This window comes from Xaviernesmea rhizosphaerae, assembly GCF_001938945.1.
Lineage (GTDB): Bacteria > Pseudomonadota > Alphaproteobacteria > Rhizobiales > Rhizobiaceae > Xaviernesmea > Xaviernesmea rhizosphaerae.
Map to the genome: position 1 here is coordinate 13,763 of NZ_MKIO01000026.1, position 16,181 is coordinate 29,943.

General features: G+C 63.3%; 12 protein-coding genes and 1 pseudogene. 8 read left to right on the plus strand and 5 right to left on the minus strand.

The features are described 5' to 3' along the window. Positions 1-189 precede the first annotated feature (189 nt). Entirely contained in the window at positions 190-792 is a 603-nt protein-coding gene (locus BJF92_RS09385; RefSeq protein ID WP_075634501.1) for a DUF1419 domain-containing protein, read from the minus strand. 141 nt (positions 793-933) lie between these two features. Next, positions 934-1,974: a DUF3991 and toprim domain-containing protein gene (locus BJF92_RS09390; RefSeq protein WP_342585782.1), complete on the minus strand. Its 1,041-nt coding sequence runs from the start codon at positions 1,972-1,974 to the stop codon at positions 934-936. A gap of 358 nt (positions 1,975-2,332) precedes the next feature. Between BJF92_RS09390 and BJF92_RS09400 the strand changes: the two are divergent. Beyond that, a pseudogene (locus BJF92_RS09400) lies at positions 2,333-3,124 on the plus strand (IS6 family transposase). Positions 3,125-3,290: 166 nt separating this feature from the next. On the opposite strand, the gene BJF92_RS09405 reads toward BJF92_RS09400, so the two are convergent. The 3 genes from BJF92_RS09405 to BJF92_RS09420 form a co-directional block, all read right to left on the minus strand. Continuing rightward, positions 3,291-4,403: a Fic family protein gene (locus BJF92_RS09405; protein ID WP_075634503.1), complete on the minus strand. Its 1,113-nt coding sequence runs from the start codon at positions 4,401-4,403 to the stop codon at positions 3,291-3,293. A 566-nt stretch (positions 4,404-4,969) separates the two neighbouring features. Further along, entirely contained in the window at positions 4,970-6,964 is a 1,995-nt protein-coding gene (locus tag BJF92_RS09410) for a putative bifunctional diguanylate cyclase/phosphodiesterase (RefSeq protein ID WP_158032216.1), read from the minus strand. Between the two features lie 463 nt (positions 6,965-7,427). Then, entirely contained in the window at positions 7,428-8,402 is a 975-nt protein-coding gene (locus BJF92_RS09420; RefSeq protein WP_075634505.1) for a sugar-binding transcriptional regulator, read from the minus strand. 132 nt (positions 8,403-8,534) lie between these two features. Here BJF92_RS09420 and BJF92_RS09425 point away from each other — a divergent pair, with 132 nt between their 5' ends. The 7 genes from BJF92_RS09425 (at position 8,535) to BJF92_RS09455 (ending at position 16,070) form a co-directional block, all read left to right on the plus strand. Continuing rightward, positions 8,535-9,482 (plus strand): sugar ABC transporter substrate-binding protein, encoded by a 948-nt coding sequence (locus tag BJF92_RS09425; protein ID WP_075634506.1) that lies wholly within the window; start codon positions 8,535-8,537, stop codon positions 9,480-9,482. A gap of 93 nt (positions 9,483-9,575) precedes the next feature. Further along, entirely contained in the window at positions 9,576-11,087 is a 1,512-nt protein-coding gene (locus BJF92_RS09430) for a sugar ABC transporter ATP-binding protein (protein ID WP_075634507.1), read from the plus strand. Continuing rightward, entirely contained in the window at positions 11,084-12,076 is a 993-nt protein-coding gene (locus tag BJF92_RS09435; protein WP_075634508.1) for an ABC transporter permease, read from the plus strand. Before BJF92_RS09430 ends, BJF92_RS09435 begins: the two co-directional genes overlap by 4 nt. Before the next feature lie 31 nt (positions 12,077-12,107). Continuing rightward, positions 12,108-13,136 carry a thiamine pyrophosphate-dependent dehydrogenase E1 component subunit alpha gene (locus BJF92_RS09440; RefSeq protein WP_075634509.1) on the plus strand — a complete coding sequence of 343 codons (1,029 nt, stop codon included), beginning with the start codon at positions 12,108-12,110 and terminating at the stop codon, positions 13,134-13,136. Beyond that, positions 13,136-14,110, plus strand: coding sequence for an alpha-ketoacid dehydrogenase subunit beta (locus BJF92_RS09445; RefSeq protein WP_075634510.1), 975 nt, complete (start codon positions 13,136-13,138; stop codon positions 14,108-14,110). The genes BJF92_RS09440 and BJF92_RS09445 overlap by 1 nt, the downstream gene beginning before the upstream one ends. After that, positions 14,107-15,738, plus strand: a complete 1,632-nt coding sequence (locus tag BJF92_RS09450) for an acetoin dehydrogenase dihydrolipoyllysine-residue acetyltransferase subunit (RefSeq protein WP_143523983.1) — start codon at positions 14,107-14,109, stop codon at positions 15,736-15,738. The genes BJF92_RS09445 and BJF92_RS09450 overlap by 4 nt, the downstream gene beginning before the upstream one ends. Continuing rightward, a complete protein-coding gene (locus tag BJF92_RS09455; RefSeq protein WP_075634511.1) occupies positions 15,735-16,070 on the plus strand; it encodes a carboxymuconolactone decarboxylase family protein in 336 nt (111 codons plus the stop codon). The genes BJF92_RS09450 and BJF92_RS09455 overlap by 4 nt, the downstream gene beginning before the upstream one ends. Positions 16,071-16,181: the final 111 nt, after the last annotated feature.

Below are 16,181 nucleotides of genomic sequence, written 5' to 3' on the forward strand. Positions count from 1 at the left end.
CGTGTCACGCTGCGATCACAGCCGGGCCGTGATGACTGCGCATGACAGGCGTCGCTGGGACTGGTCCGGAGGTCGGAGGGACCGTCGGTGGGGTTGCATCGGGACCATTGTCGTTGGCGGCAGCCGGAATCGCCGGACGGCTCTGACGCTGGAGTGGATAGGGCGTCCTGGTGTTCATGTCGCCCTCTCTCAAGCGGCCGCGGTAGACGGGAGATGGCGCAGATGGACCGGCAACTTGGCGGCAATTTCGTCATCGCTCAGATGATCGAGCCGCTTCAGGGTCGTGCCGCGGCCTTGGATATAGAGCATGATGATGCGCTTGCCCCGATCCTCTTCCGGCCACGATTCACCGGCATAGCCGCCATAGTCATCCGCCGTGGAACTCCAGATATGCTCGAGGCGCTCTTCGCGCGTCATTGCCCGAACGGGACGGCTTTCCCGCGTGATGATGGCCATCCGCAACTGCTCTAGGGAGGCGCTGTCCGAGAGATCGCAATAGCCGTGGAAATACCGGACCTGGCCATCGATCCGCAGGGCGAAGAACACAGATGTGACGGATCCCGTCAGGAACTCGCGCATTGCAAACATCGATCCGCGGATCCACAAGGGCGTGAGGATCTCGAACATGTAATCGTGCTCACGCTCGGTGATTTCGAACCATTCGCCAGCGTAAAGCGCGCTTGCGTCGCCATCGAAACGGTCCGGTCGCTGCGCATGGCGGTCGAACATGCGGAACATCTGCCCGCGGTCGGCAACGCCTTGATAGACTTTGCGGATGGATGAACGGGTCATGAGCGGGCTCCTTCGGCCTCGTTGGGCCGGAGCGCGGCGTATCCTCATGGTCGCCATCGTCTCTTCAGCCCTTCCTGACCCCTCCCGCACCGCCGCGTCGCCGTCCGTCCGGGTCAAGGGCCGGCAAGGCCGGGCGAAGCGTCACCCTTGATGCGGACGACGGACACGCGGCAGGCCTCCTCGTCCTGCCCTCATCTTCCATTCCTTCCTCTCTTTTTCCCTGGCTTTCAGTGCATCATTCCAATCCTCGGCTGGCGGCTTCAGTCGCAGCCATTCGCACCCTGTCTCATCGGCAATGTCCCGGAGTCGGCTGGCAAAGGTCTCGCCCTGACAATTGGCGTCGGTCGCCGCGATAAGAACAGCGCCAGGACAGGCGGCCAGCTTGCGGACCGCGGCTTCTGTTGCCGGAGACCATCCACCGCCGGTGCTCAAGTAGACGCTGCCCTCACGAAGCCCCTCGAAGGCAGCAAGGCTCATGGCGTCGATTGCCGCCTCAGTGACGCAGAAGCGCGAGCCATCCGCCTCGCCCAAGCGAAACAGCACCTTCGATCCTCTGGTCGAAAATCCCCGCCAATGGGGGCCTCGCTCTTCCCAACCAGTGACGACGCCGGCGTCACCGACATGAGCCGCCCACATGCTCCCTTGCGGACCTTCCCGCAGACCATCCTGACGGATGGTGGCGCGAATGATGGTATCCGGAAGGGAACGCTCGCGACTGAGATAGCGCCAGGTCATCGAGCCCGGCCACGGCCTGAGCCGCTTCGTCCATCGTTCGGGGATAGACGTTTCCGGCTTCGTTTCTCGGGCAGCGCGTTTCCAGAGGGGTTCCTGTGGAACAAAGCCGACGAGCGATGCGACGCGCTCCATCGCCTCAACGAAAGGCACACGGTCAAGATGTTCGACCAGGCTGAACACATCGCCCTTGGCATCGGATAGCGGATCAAACCACCCCCGCCCACCATGGATGACGATGACGATCTCGCTCCTGCGGCGATACTTGAACGCCTTACGGGTGCTCTCCTTCAGGTCGATCCGAAACCCGGCCTGCTCCAGCAAGGCAGCGCATGGCACGCAGTCCCGGAGGTCTTCCAGTTTCTGTTTTTCCATTTTTCCCAGCGCTTTCGCGTCCGCCCTTCTCTCCAGATTGGCTTTTCCCGCAACTTGCGGCACCGTTTCCGGCATTCCGCGAAGAGCAAAGGGGGCAAGGGCGCGGCTGGCAATAAAGAGTTACCTGTCTCGTTTGCGGGTTCAGACCAGCCGCGGCGCAGCCTCCCTTGCCGCCTGAGGCTCGCAAGCGGCATCAAGGGGATGAGAAGGTATCCATGAGACCCGCCCGAACATATTCATGAACGATCTCCAGATCGTCTTCGTCATCGAGTTCGTCGCTAGGTAGAATGCTGAACTCGTTGCCCGACCTGAACAAAGTAACCGGAACTATCAGGGTGCGGGAAATTGCGAAAGCGTGACGTTAAGCGTGTGCAACATCCTGTGGGCACAGTCAACTTAACGGATTATGGCCTTAAACGTTGGATGTTCGCCCATGATTGATCGAGATCCTTTTTATCGCCATCGTTTTACCGCCGAAGTCATTGCCCATGCCGTGTGGCTTTATTTCCGGTTCCCTCTGAGCCTGCGTATGGTCGAAGACATGCTAGCGGTATGAGGGATCATTGTTTCGCATCAAACAATCCGGCTATGGGCAGAGAAATTCGGACGAACCTTCGCCAACCGGATCAGGCAACGTTCGTGCGGTCGGCTCGGCGATAAATGGCACCTCGACGAGGCCGTTATTTCTATCCGAGGCGAGAAGCATTGGATGTGGCGAGCGGTTGATCAGGACGGATTTGTCCTTGAGGTTCTGGTGCAAAGCCGCCGAAATGCCAAGGCAGCCAAACGCCTGATGCGCAAGTTGCTTAGGCGCCAGGGCCAAGCGCCACGCGTGATGGTGACCGACAAGCTGCGATCGTATGACGCCGCAAAACGGGAGATCATGCCCTGCGTCGAGCACCGCTCCCACAAGGGCCTCAACAATCGGGCGGAGAACTCCCATCAGCCGATCCGACGGCGAGAGCGGACCATGAAGCGCTTCAAATCACGGCGACAGTTGCAGCGCTTCGTCTCCATTCACGATCCAATCGCCAACCTCTTCCACATTCCACGACACGACATTTCCATCAGCCACTATCGCGAATTGCGCACCGCTGCCATGAACATGTGGGCAGCAATCGCCCGCTTACAATCGGCAGGTCGAGCAGGCAGATATCCCGTCGTCTGGCCGACGTTAAGTTTACGGTGCCGGTTGGCGGAGCATCAGCGGCGGCTTGTCTCCTAACAGTCGCGCCAAGGTGGAGCCTTCGCGTTCTCCGACGAGTTGGCGGAAAAGCGGCGGCGACTGCGCGAGGTCGAGGAAGCGCTGGCGAAGTCTGCGCGTGGTGATGCCGAAGCGCAGGGAGTCGCCGCTTGACGCGTTCGCTCATGTAACGGCCTCACCAAGCCTCCTATCCACCGCTTGCTATGTTCAGTCGGTAGCGCGTCGCCTTGCGCTCGCCGGTGCGCAGCAACGCGCCCTTGTCGACCAGATCGGAGAGGTCGCGTGTAATGGTTGAGGGCGGAGCGCCGGTGATTGTCGCGTAGTTGCCGGCGCTAAGACCCCCAGTGAATCCTTCCGGCCCCTCGACCAGCATACGCAGCAGCACTTTCTCCTGCCGTTCGTTCAGCGCGCCACGCAACCTGTCCATGAAGCGTGTCTTCTCGATCAGAAAGCTGACCAACTCGTCCGCTGATTTCTGGGCCTCGAGCGCGCGGTCGGCGAACCATGAGAGCCAGTCATCTATGGCGAGCGTGGTGCTCGCCGCCTCGAGCATCGCGTAATAATCTTTGCGGTGTTTCAACAGCGATTTCGACAATGCGCTGAAGGTTGGCGTCGAGATTGCCCGTGCAAGCGCGCTCTCGGCGATCGCCCGGCCAATACGGCCATTGCCGTCCTCGAAAGGGTGGATGCTCTCGAACCACAAATGGGCGATGCCGGCACGGGTGAGTGCAGCAAGCTGCTCCGGTCCTTCGGGAGAGGTCCGTTCCAGCCATTCCAGAAGCCTGCCCATCTCGACCGCCAAGCGATCGGATGGAGGTGCTTCGAAGTGCACGCGCTGACGACCGAAAGCGCCTGAGACTATCTGCATCGGTTCGTCATGGCTGCGGTAGCTGCCGATATCGGCAATGTCACGGCGGCCGTTCATAACCATTCGGTGCCATTCAAACAGCCGTTCTTCGGTAATCGGATCAAGCGGGTGGCGATAGAGGTCCGCCATCATTTCGGCAATGCCAGCTTCGGCCGGCCTGCTGCGGAACGCGGCCGCGGACATTCCGAGTTGGCGCCGAAGGGACGATTGCACGCTGTCGCGATCAAGGACTTCACCTTCGATCGCCGATGTGCTCAAAGCATCTGAGCTGAGCAGCTCGATCACGACCTCCTCGCGGTCGTCTTTTCCCAGATGGCGCATGGTGCCGACGGCGATAGCCGCATTCTCCATGAATGCCTGCTCTCTGACCCGCAGGAGCTCAGGGTTCAACTCGAAGTTGGGCCACCCCGCCAATCCCCAATTCCACGCCATGGGCGATAACTCCATGTTTATCGCCCATAATGACGCAATAATATGAGCGATAAAAGCGATTTTTTTCGCTCATCGCACCGAAGGCCGTCCAAAAGGCAGAGAAAGGAAGAAGGAAGAAACCCGTCGCAGACCGGCCTCTCCGTCGCAGCTTGCGCTTAACCGCCCCCTCCGCACCCCTGCCTGTCGTTCTCGTAAGGCTTTGCCCCGCTCGCCCTGACCGGCAGGGCCGCTCAGGCGCAGTTGCGCCGGTCTGCCCGCCCTGCGGTCCGGGAAGTGTCTTCGGAAAGAAATGGAGACGGACAAGAGTCGGCTAGGTGCCGGTTCCGAACCCGGAAGGAGCAAATCCGATCGTGTCCCATGGCGTGGTGTAGCTTGATTTCATATCCATCGGTGATTTCCGGTAGGGTTGGGTTGCTTATTCGTCGCTGCCCAAGTCTCGTCGATGAACACGAGCCACTCAGCCGACACTACGCCAACGCCACGCCAAACCGTAAACTTGGCGCTTTTAAAATCAAGGCAAGGGCCTCCCCGTCGCGACAGTGGCCGGGAGACTTTTTTTGCGGCGGTCAGGCCCAAAGCGCCTGTTGCTCCGGCCCGGCCATATGGGCGAGGAGCTGGTCGAAGCTCATGGGCCTGCCGAGCAGATAGCCCTGCAGCAGCTCGCAGCCGGCCTCCCGCGCGAAGGCGGCCTGTTCCGTCGTCTCGATCCCCTCGGCGGTGACGGGGATGCCGAGCGCGTTGGCAAGATCGATGGTCGCCCGGACCACGGCGTGTTCGTCGCTGGCGATCAGCGAGCGGTCGATCTTGACCTTGTCGAAGGCGAACTGACGGAGCGTGCCGATGCTGGCATGGCCCGAGCCGAAATCGTCCATGGCAAAGCGCACACCCTTTGCCCTGAGCGCCGTCATGGACCGGCAGGCGCGTTCGGGATGGGAGATGAGGGCGCCTTCTGTCACCTCGAGGATCAGCCTGCCGGCTGCAACCCCGTGCTTTTCAAGTGCGGTTTCGATCTCGAAGACGAAGCGCGGATTGGCCAGCTGCATGGGCGAAATATTGACTGAGAGGTCGAGCTTCGGAAGCTTGGCGAGCGCCGTCAGCGCCGCTTCCAGCACCTTCATCGACAGGCGCTCGATCAGGCCCGATTTTTCCGCAAGCGGAATGAAGACGGCAGGGCTCACCGGCCCTGTCCGGGGAGACCACCGCGCCAGGGCCTCGACGCCCCGGGTGCGCCCGGTGAGCGTGCAGACGAGGGGCTGGAAGACGACGCCGATCTCATCCCTGTCGATCGCCGCGCGCAGCTTGTCTTCGAGGACGAACAGGCTTTTGCGCTGCTCGTCGAGCTCGGCAGTATAGCTTTGAACCTGGCCACGCCCGGCGTCCTTCGCGCAGTAGAGAGCCAGATCGGCGCGGTGCACGGTCTCAAGCGCGTCCTTGCTCTTCACCACGCTGGCGTAACCGATGCTCGCCCCGATCTCCACGTGATGCGCATCGATGAGGAATGGCTGTCCAAGCGCCCGCACAATGGCATTGCCGATTCCGGAGGGATCGTGCTCGCCGGCATGCAGCAGCGCGAATTCGTCGCCGCCGAAACGGCCGATGGCCAAGGCCTTAGGTGTCGTCATGCGCAGCGTATCGGCGACCGCGCGCAAGAGCCTGTCCCCGGCAGCGTGGCCCCAGACATCGTTGACGCCCTTGAACCCGTCGAGATCGATGAGATGGAGGATGGCTTCGGTAGGCGCCCGGCTGATCGCCGCCAGCATGCCGGCGCGATTGTGAAGGCCGGTCAGATGGTCGTGCGTCGCATCATGGATCGCCTGGCGCGCGAGCATGCTCTCCTTCTTCAAGGCAATGCGGAAGGAAAAGACGACGATGACGACAATGACGAAGAGAAGGCTTCCGAGGGCTTGAAGCTTCGGAAGAGCGGTGTTGTAGACCGCCGTTCCCGGATCGGATTTCGGCCACACGAAGTAGCCGAGCGGCTCGCCCTGATAGTTGGTGATCAGCCGCCAGGATTGCTTGGGATCGGGCTCCGGCTGGATCCGCAGCGCCCGGATCTGGAACTCCTCGGAAATCCCGTCGATGTAGGTGGATGTCAGGGTCTTGAAGAAGGTCAGCGTATAGTGTGCCTTGTCGATATCCGGGTCGTTGGTGGGGCGAATGCCCAGCGTCGCCATCACGACGATGCCCTGATTGATTTGATGGAGATCGAGCAGGGTACGCACGTTTTCCCGCTTCGATGCAACGAGGGATCGCCTGACGAGTTCGGGGCCGAAGAGCGCCGCGGCGTCGATCGGCTTTCCCTTCAAATAGGCCGCCACCTGGCGTCCGTCCGGCGCAAGCACCACGACGCCGTCATAAAGCGGATAATCCGTGCTGACCGCACCCCAGTTGTCCTTGATCCAGTCGGCATTTCCGGACCGCGCGGCGGCATAGGCGTCGTCCCACACGGCATTGTCACGCACCGTGCCGGCAAGCCGCTTCTTCACGGAGGAGACGGCGGCCGAAACCGCATTCACAAGGCGCCGTTCGTCAAGATCGTTCGCCGCGTCGCGCATGGTCATGACCGTACTCAGGGCCAGAGCGCCGATGGCGATAAGCAAGCCAACGACGACCACAGCCGACACGGCGAACCTGTAGGACGCGTGATTGATTTTAAGACGACCTGGCACCTGATATCCGCTTGGGTAAAGGGCGACATTATGTCGTTGCATCAGTTGGTGCGTGATGCACGCCGAATTTCGACCGGGATAGTCCTATCAGGAACCTCTTGCCGTTTCGTTTGAGTGATCATCCGAAATTTAAAGGCGGATCTTGACGAATAGTTTACCAGTGCCGTGCAATGGGCCAAGGTCCGGCGAAGACACGCTCGCCGGGCCTTGCCGTTTCGGGACTGCGAGGCCTATGACGTCTCGCATACCCGAGCGTTGGCCAGTAAACACAAGGATGCGAGACGATTGCGCCGCCGCAACGCCCGGTATGATGTCAAAGACGACAATCTCGCCAAAGCTTGTGTTGGCCGGCTGCCTAGCCGCCAAGCGCATCGAGCCTCAGTGCGGCATCACCATCGATAATGAGGCCGCTGACCATGCCGCTGCGCAAAAGCGCGCGTGCGGCCTGCGCCTTTTCCTCACCCGCGATCAGCAGGATGACCTTCAATCGCTTCAACTCCTCGAGACCAAGCGCGATCGTCCGGTCGTTCAGGTCGTGTTTCACCTGTCGCCCCCGGTCATCGAAGAAGATGCCGTTGGTGTCGCCGACGGCGCCTGCCGCATGCAGGCTTTCGAGATCGGCGCGACTGATCATGCCCTGGCGGCGCAGAAGGGACTGTTCGGTCAATTCGCCTGCGCTGATGAAGCAGACGGCAGCGGACCGGGCAATCTCCATCGCCTTGACCACCGAGCGCTGCGAGACGAGCACTTTGCGGTCCTCCACCGAGTCGGCAATGAAGGGCACGGGCAGGAAAAAGCCTTCGCCGCCTGTGCGCCGGGCGAGCGTGTGAACCACTTCGAACGGGTTATAGGCATTGTTTGCCGTGAGCGAGCCCATCATCGAGATGAAGCGGGCGTGCGGCGCGCGTACACCTGCCAGCTGTAGCGTCATCTGCTCGATGGTGCGGCCCCAGCCGGTGCCGACGGTGATCGGATCGTTCTCCTCCAAGAGCCGCTTGAGATGGTTGGCGGCCGCCACGCCGACGGCGCGCAAGGCAATCTGCTGGCGCAGATCGGCATCGGCCTTCATCGCATCGAAGCCAAAAGCGGGCGTGGAGGTGCAGAAGTCCAGGCCGAAGCGCTGCTGGATCTCGGTTTCCACCGGCATGACGCCGACGCGCTGGTGATCGATGGAGATGCTGACGAGCCCGGTTTCGCGGGCCTCGCCCAGCATCTTGTTGACCCGCGCCCGTGTCAGTCCGAGGCGCGAGGCCGTCGCCTCCTGGTTGAGTCCGCCGACATAATAGTACCAGGCGGCCCGCACCATCAGCTCCTCATCCCCATCGCTCATTTCAGCATCCTCTCCAGACAAATGTAATTCTGATTGACAATTGTAACAGCGATCCTATCAATAGGCCATCCGCGTAGGGAGCGCGGATGAGGAGGCGGGTCAATGACAGCACCCGTGACGGAGGAGGAAAAAATGTCTGGAATGTGGAGGAAGGCGGCCATCGTCGCCGCCGCTCAGCTGCTGCTGAGCGCCATCAGTGCCCATGCCACCAACATCGCCTGGGTGCATGCCAATGCCGCCGCGCAATCCGAGCAACGCGTCAAGGCCGGGTTCGATGCGTGGCTGAAGTCGTCGGGCAAGGACTGGAACGTCAGCGTGCTCGACAGTGGAGGGTCGGGCGAGCGCACCGCGTCGAACCTGCAGGACGCCGCCTCGCGTGGCGTCGATGCGATCATCATCACCATGGCGGATCTGCGCGCCTCGCGGGCCGCGCTCGATGCGGCCATTGCCGCCAAGATCCCGATCGTCACGGTGGACAGCGGCTATGTGCCGGGTGTGCTCGCGGACATCACCACGAACAACTGGGCCATGTCCGCTGATGTCTCGCCCTATCTGCTGAACGAGCTCGGCGGCAAGGGCAACATTATCTTTCTGCGCATGGCGGAGCATCACGGCACCCGCAAGCGTGGCGATGTCATGGCCACCATCCTGAAGGAATATCCCGACATCAAGGTGCTGGCGGAGCACAACATCAAATATACCGCGTTCTTCGAGGACACGACCTCGACGATGCAGGATTATGCCTCCCGCTTCGGCGATCAGATCAACGCCGTCTGGGCGCCCTGGGACGAGCCGGCGCAGGCCTCGATCAATGCGCTGAAGGCCGCCGGCCTCAACAACGTCAAGGTCATCGGCATCGACGGCCATCCCAATGCGGTGGCCGAAGTCTGCAAGCCGGATGGCATGATGATCGCCACGGTCTCCCAGCCCTTCGAAAAGATGGGCGCGCAGGCCGGGGAATGGATCGAGGATATCGTCGTCAAGAAGGAGGACCCCGCCAAGGTCATTCCGTCCAAGACGGTCTATCTCGATGCGCCTTTGGTCACCAAGCAGAACTGCAAGGACTTCCTCCCGAAGTGACCGCCGCCGGCCGGCCCCTTGATGCGGGCCGGCCGTTCCGCCGCGCGACGTGACGCGCGGTCTTTGACCGGACAGCATGCGGGGAGGCACGCCATGACCGTCAGACTATCGGATATCGTCATGCAATATCCGGGCACGCGAGCGCTCGACCATGTCGATGTCGACTTTCTCTTTTCCGAGGTGCACGGGCTGATCGGCGAAAACGGCGCCGGCAAGACCACCCTCGTCAGCATTCTCGGTGGCAGCAAGCAGCCGACCTCGGGCACCATCGCGATCGCCGGGGTGGAAACCGCGCTGGCCAGCGCCGGCGATGCGCTGGCCAAGGGCATTGCGCATGTCTCGCAGGAAGGCAGCCTGGTACCCGGCCTCACAGCCGCCCAGAACATCCTGCTGGGCGACGAGCCGCGCCTCGGCCTCGGCATCATCGACACGCGCGCGCTGAAGCGGCGGGCGACGGAGCTTCTTGCGCGCTGGTTTCCGCAGGTCTCGATCGACCTTGATGCCGCTGTCGCTACGCTGCCGGTGGCCGACCAGAAGGTGATCGAAATCGTGCGCGCGCTGCGCGGCGAAATCCGCCTGCTCATCCTCGACGAACCGACGGCGACACTGCCGGCGCGCGAGAAGGAAAACCTCTGGCGCATCATCCGCTCGCTGCCGCCGCGCGGCGTCGGCGTCGTGCTCGTCAGCCACTTTCTCTCCGAGGTCAAGGCGCTGAGCGACCGCATCACCGTCCTGCGCGACGGCCGGCATGTGACGACGCTGCCGGCTGATGAGGTGAGCGAAGCACAGCTTGTCGATTTCATGCTTCAGCGCGCCGGCAAGCCGACGACGGCCATTGCCGAAGATGCTGAGAGCGCCCGCGCAACCGGCGAAACGGTGATGGACATTGCCGACTGGCATGTCGGCGGCGTGCGCGTGGAGCGCTTCGCGATCCGCGCGGGGGAAATCGTCGGCCTGATCGGCTTGACCGGAGCCGGCCATTTCGGCTTCGCGCGCTCGCTTTACACGGGCGAAGGCTTCCTCTCCGGCAGGACGGTTTTTGCCGGCCAGCCGCTTGCCCGGCCCGATGCGCGCGGCATGAAGGCGCGCGGCGTGGCCTTTATTCCCGATCATCGCATGGAGAATTCACTGATCGGGGAATGGAGCGTGCGCGAGAACCTCGCCATGGTCCACCCGCAGGCCGGCGCCCGTGCCGGCGTGCTCTCCATGGGTCTGGAGGAGAAGGCCGCGCGGACGGCTATGGCGCTCTTCAATGTCAAAGCGCATTCGCCGGAGCAGCGCATTCAGGATCTGAGCGGCGGCAACAAGCAGAAGGTCTCGATCGGCAAATGGCTCTATGGCGCGCCCGAGCGCTACCGGCTGATGATCTTTGTCGAGCCGACGGAGGGTGTCGATATCGGCGCCAAGCGGGAGATCCACCGCCACATCCGGCGGCTGGCCGCCGAAGGCGCTGCCATCATCGTGGCCTCCAGCGACCTCATGGAGGTGGCCGACATCGCCGACCGTGTCGTGCCCTTCGTCCAGGGCCAAGCGGCGCCCGCCCTGAGCCGAGCCGAATTTTCCGAATCGCGTTTCATCGCAGCCATGGCAGGAGATCCCCAATGACCGCGCAGGCGCGTCCCCTCGTCGAGGCCCAGGAGGCCTCATCCCGCAAGAGCCGCGACCAGTGGCTTCTCAAATACAGCACGCTGCTGGCGCTTTTCCTCCTCTTTGCAGGCTTCGCGCTGACGGTCGATCGCTTTCTGACGGCCTCCAACCTGCTGAACATCGTCCAGCAGATTTCGATGCTGACGATCGTCGGCGCAGGGCTGACCTTTGGCTTCGCCGCACGCGAGATGGATCTTTCGGTCGGCTACACGGTCGGGCTCAGCGGCATTCTGGTGCCGCTGATGCTCATCTCCGGCGTGCCTCTGCCGCTCGCGCTCCTGGGCGCGGTGGCTGCGGGCTTTGCGGTGGGAGCCATCAATTCGATGCTGGTCACGCTCGTCGGCATTCCCTCGCTGATCGCCACGCTGGCCACGGGCTCGATCCTCTACGGGATCAATTTCATGAGCACCGGCGGCCGGGCGATCTATGGCGGCCTGCCCGATAGTTTCCTCTTTCTCGGCCAGGGGCAGATCCTCGGCATTCCCGTTCTGGCCTATGCCATGCTGCTCTTCGTGCTGGTTGCCTGGTTCCTGATGGAGCGCACCATCTTCGGCCGCTACATCTATGCCGTGGGCGGCAATCTGAAGGCCGCCGAGCTGTCGGGTGTCAACGGCCGCTTCTATCGCTCGGCCGCGCTCGTCGTCTGCAGCCTCTTTGCCGCCATGGCCGGCGCGCTTCTGGCCGCCCGGCTGGGCTCCGGCCAGCCCAATGCCGGCGAGCGCTATTTGCTCGATGGCCTGGCGACCGTCTTCATCGGCATGACCATGATCCGCCCGGGCACGGCCACCGTTACCGGCACCTTCTTCGGCGCGCTCTTCATCGGCGTCATCAACAACGGGCTCAACCTCGTGGGCATGGACACTTACGTCCAGAGCATCGTGAAGGGCCTGATCATCCTCGTGGCCGTCGCCATCGTCTCCAGGACGACGAAGCTGAAGCTTCTGTGACGCATCCCCCAGACCCATCCGGGAGTCCCTCATGACCCTCACTGCCAACAGCCATCTCGCGGAGCTTTACCGCACCATGCGGCGCATCCGCACCTTCGAGGAACGCGTCGGCGAGCTTTTCGTGCGCGGCCAGTCCGCCGGCTCGATGCTGCATCTGTCGATCGGCGAAGAGTCCAGCGCTGCCGGCGTCTGCGACGTGATGAAGCCGCAGGATACCTTCACCACCCATCATCGCGGCCATGGCATCTTTCTGGCACGCGGCGCCGACCCCAGGCGGATGATGGCCGAGATCGGCGGCAAGGAAACCGGCTATTGCCATGGCAAGGGCGGCTCCATGCACATTGCCGACATGGCGCTCGGCCATCTCGGCGCCAATGCCATTGTCGGCGGCGGCATCCCCGCTGTCGTCGGTGCCGGGCTCTCCAGCAAATATCTGAAGCAGGACTCCGTTTCGATCGCCTTTTTCGGCGATGGCGCCATGCAGCAGGGCATCCTTTACGAGAGCATGAACATGGCGGCCCTCTGGAGCCTTCCGGTTCTCTTCGTCTGCGTCAACAACCAGTATGGCATGGGCACGCGCATCGACCAGGCCACGCGCAACACTGCCTTCGACGAGCGCGCCCGCGCCTTCGGGCTGAACGGCGCCGTGGTCAACGGGCTCGATGTCGAGGAGGTGCGCGACGCCGCCCGCTGGCTGATCGACGATGCGCGCGCCGGCAAGCCGGGCTTCCTCTCGGTCGAGGTCTACCGCTTCTTCGGCCATGCGCGCATGGACAAGAGCCCCTACAGGGCCGAGGTGGAGGAGCTGGAAGGCCGCAAGAAGGATCCGGTGCTCTTCGCCCGCGCCAAGCTGATCGAAAGCGGGCTGGAAAGTGCTGCGGCGCTGGATGCGCTCGACCGCGAGATCGCCGCGGAAATGGACGCCACCATCGACTTCGCGGTGGAATCCCGGGCGCCGGCCCTCTCCTCCATGTTTCGCGATGTCTATGCCGTGGGCGAGCCGGAGCCCGAGCCCGTGCGCGCCCGCATCGACCGTGTTCTAGCCAGGGAAGACGCCTAATGCCTGCCATGACCTATCGAGACGCGCTGCGCCAGGCGCTTGATGACGCGATGACCGAGGACAAGTCCATTGTGGTGATCGGTGAGGAAGTCGGTCGCTATGGCGGCGCCTACGGGGTGACCAAGGATCTGATCAAGGTGCATGGCCCGGAGCGGCTGATCGACACGCCGATTTCCGAACCGGCGATCATCGGCGCCGCCGTCGGCGCGGCGATGACGGGCCTCAGGCCCGTGGCCGAGCTGATGTATATCGACTTCCTTGGCATGACCATGGACCAGCTCGCCAACCAGGCGGCCAAGATCCGCTACATGTTCGGCGGGCAGATCGGCGTGCCCATGGTGCTGCGCACGCAAGGAGGCACCGGGCGCTCCGCCGGCGCACAGCACAGCCAGAGCCTGGAGGCCTGGATCATGCACACGCCGGGCTTGCGGCTCGCCATGCCTGCCACGGTCGCCGATGCCTACCACCTCCTGCGCCAGAGCCTGACCAAGCCGGATCCGGTGGTCTTCATCGAGCACAAGGCCCTTTATACCCGCAAGGAAGAGGTCGATTTGTCGGCCGATCCGCTCCCCTGGGGCAAGGCCGCCGTCCGCCGGCAGGGCGACGACCTGGTGATCGTCACCTATTCCCGTCAGGTTCTCTATGCGCTGGAGGCCGCAGAGGCTCTGGCCAGGAAGGGGATCGAAGCCACGGTCATCGATCTGCGCACGCTCAACCCCCTCGACTTCGACACGATCCGCACCCATGTCGAGCGCGTCGGCAAAGCGATGGTCGTCAGCGAAGGCGTGATGACCTCAGGCGTGGCGGCGGAGCTTTGCGCGCGCATCTCGGAGGAGTGCTTCGATTTCCTCGAGCAGCCCGTCATCCGTGTCGCCGGCGAGGATATTCCGATTTCCGTCTCGCAGGAGCTGGAATCCGGCAGCGTGCCCTCCGCCCGCATCATCGCCGAGGTGGCGGAGAGGCTGACGGCATGATCAACCAGCGCTTTCTCAAGATGCCGCGTCTCGGTGAGACGATGGAGGAGGGCAAGATCGTCGGCTGGCTGGTGAAGCCCGGCGAGGCCTTTTCCCGCGGCGACCCGATTCTCGAAATCGAGACCGATAAGACCATTGCCGAATTTCCCGCCCTCGGCGATGGCCGTCTCAACGAAATTCTGGTCGGACTGGACGAGACCGTCGAGGTCGGTCACCCCATCGCTAGCATCGAGATCGGCACGGGGCCGGACTGGACGGCGGATGAGGGGGACAGTGAACCGGCGTCGGACGCCGGCACGCCCTCCGTGCCAGCCGTTCAGGAGACCGGCCTTGCCGAGACCGATCTGACAATGCCGCGCCTCGGCGAGACCATGGAGGAGCGTCGGATCGCCAAATGGCTGAAGGCCGAAGGCGACAGCTTCGAGCGGGGTGAAGCCATTCTCGAGATCGAGACCGACAAGACCATTGCGGAATTTCCGGCCCTGTTCGCCGGCAGGATCCTGACCCTTCTCAAGGGCGAGGACGAAACCGTGGCCGTCGGCGCACCGATTGCGCGCATCCTCGCTCCATCCGAAAGCCAGCCCGAGACAGCGGCGGCGGAGGCTTTAGCGCCTATGACAAGCGATGAGCCTGCGGGACAGGTGCGGCAGGCACAGCAAGGGCCAGCGCAATCCACCCGCCTGCGCGCCACCCCGCTTGCCCGGCGGCTTGCCCGCGCGCGCGGAATCGACCTCGCCCAGCTGAAGGGCACGGGACGGCGCGGCCGGATCGAAAGAGACGATGTTCTCGCCTTCGCTCCACAGGGCCGGGCGGAGCCGACCTTGCAGGCAGCGAGTTCGCTGGCCGATGAAGTCTCCATGGCGGCGCTGACACGCGGGCGCATGGCCTATCTTGACAGCGCTGCAGGGCAGGGCGTGCCCTTGCTGCTTCTGCATGGCTTTGCCGGCGATCACACGACCTGGGCAACCATCGCAGCGGGATTGAAGCGCGCCGGTCGAAGGGTGATCATCCCCGATCTGCCGGCCCACGGGCTAACCGAGATCAAGGAGAGCGATCCCTTTGGGCTGGGGAGCGACCTCGTGGAATTTCTGGCCCGCCTGGGCGTGGATCAGGTCTCGGTTCTGGCACACTCCCTCGGCGCCGTGGCGGCTGTCACTCTGGCAAAGGCCGCGCCCGACCGCGTGCGCGCGCTGACCCTGATTGCCCCGGCAGGTTTGGGACGCGAGATCGACACCGGTTTTGTCGATGGGATGGCCGGCGCGCGACATCCCGGCGAAGTGGCGCACCTCCTGCGGCGGCTCTCCGTCCAGGGCAACGGCCCGTCGGAGAGCGCTCTGGCCAAGCTGACCACTACTTTGTCGGCCGGGCGGCTGACGTCGCTTGCCGGCAATCTGGCGGGCCCGCTTGGCCAGCGGATTGATATAATCGGTCTGTTGCAGGCGCTGCCGGCGCGGCTTGCGATCCGGGTGCTCTTCGGGCTTGAGGATCGCATCATCCCCTGGAGCCAGGTGGCGGCGCTGCCCCCGCGCGTGGCCATCCATCTCCTCGCCCGCGCCGGGCACATGCCGCACTGGGATCAAACCAGGGAGGTTCTGGAGATCCTCCTGTCGCAGGGAGCCGACCAATGAGCGATGCACGCGAAAGGCTGAAGGAAGCGCAGGCGCGCATCGGCCTGCTGGCGAAGGCCAGCCCCGATCTCTTCGCCGGCTTTTCCAGGGTTAGCAAGGCCGCCACGGTGCCCGGCCGCATGACGGCGGCGCAGAAGGAGCTCGTTGCGGTGGCGCTCGCCGTCTCGAAGGGATGCGAGGACTGCATTCTCTACCATGTCGAGGCCGCCATCAGGCATGGCGCCGAGGAGGCCGATCTGGTCGAGGTGCTGGATGTGGCCGTCGAGATGGGCGGCGGTCCCTCGGTGATGTATGGCGCGAAAGCGTTGGAGATCCTGCGGGCGCTCCGTTAGAGCATCGAACCGGATAACGGTTTCAGATCATCGGACAATCCGATGCTCATGAGCATTTCCCAGCCGAAGCATGATCGCGTCGGTGTCGGGCAATGGGATGAAAACCAAGGC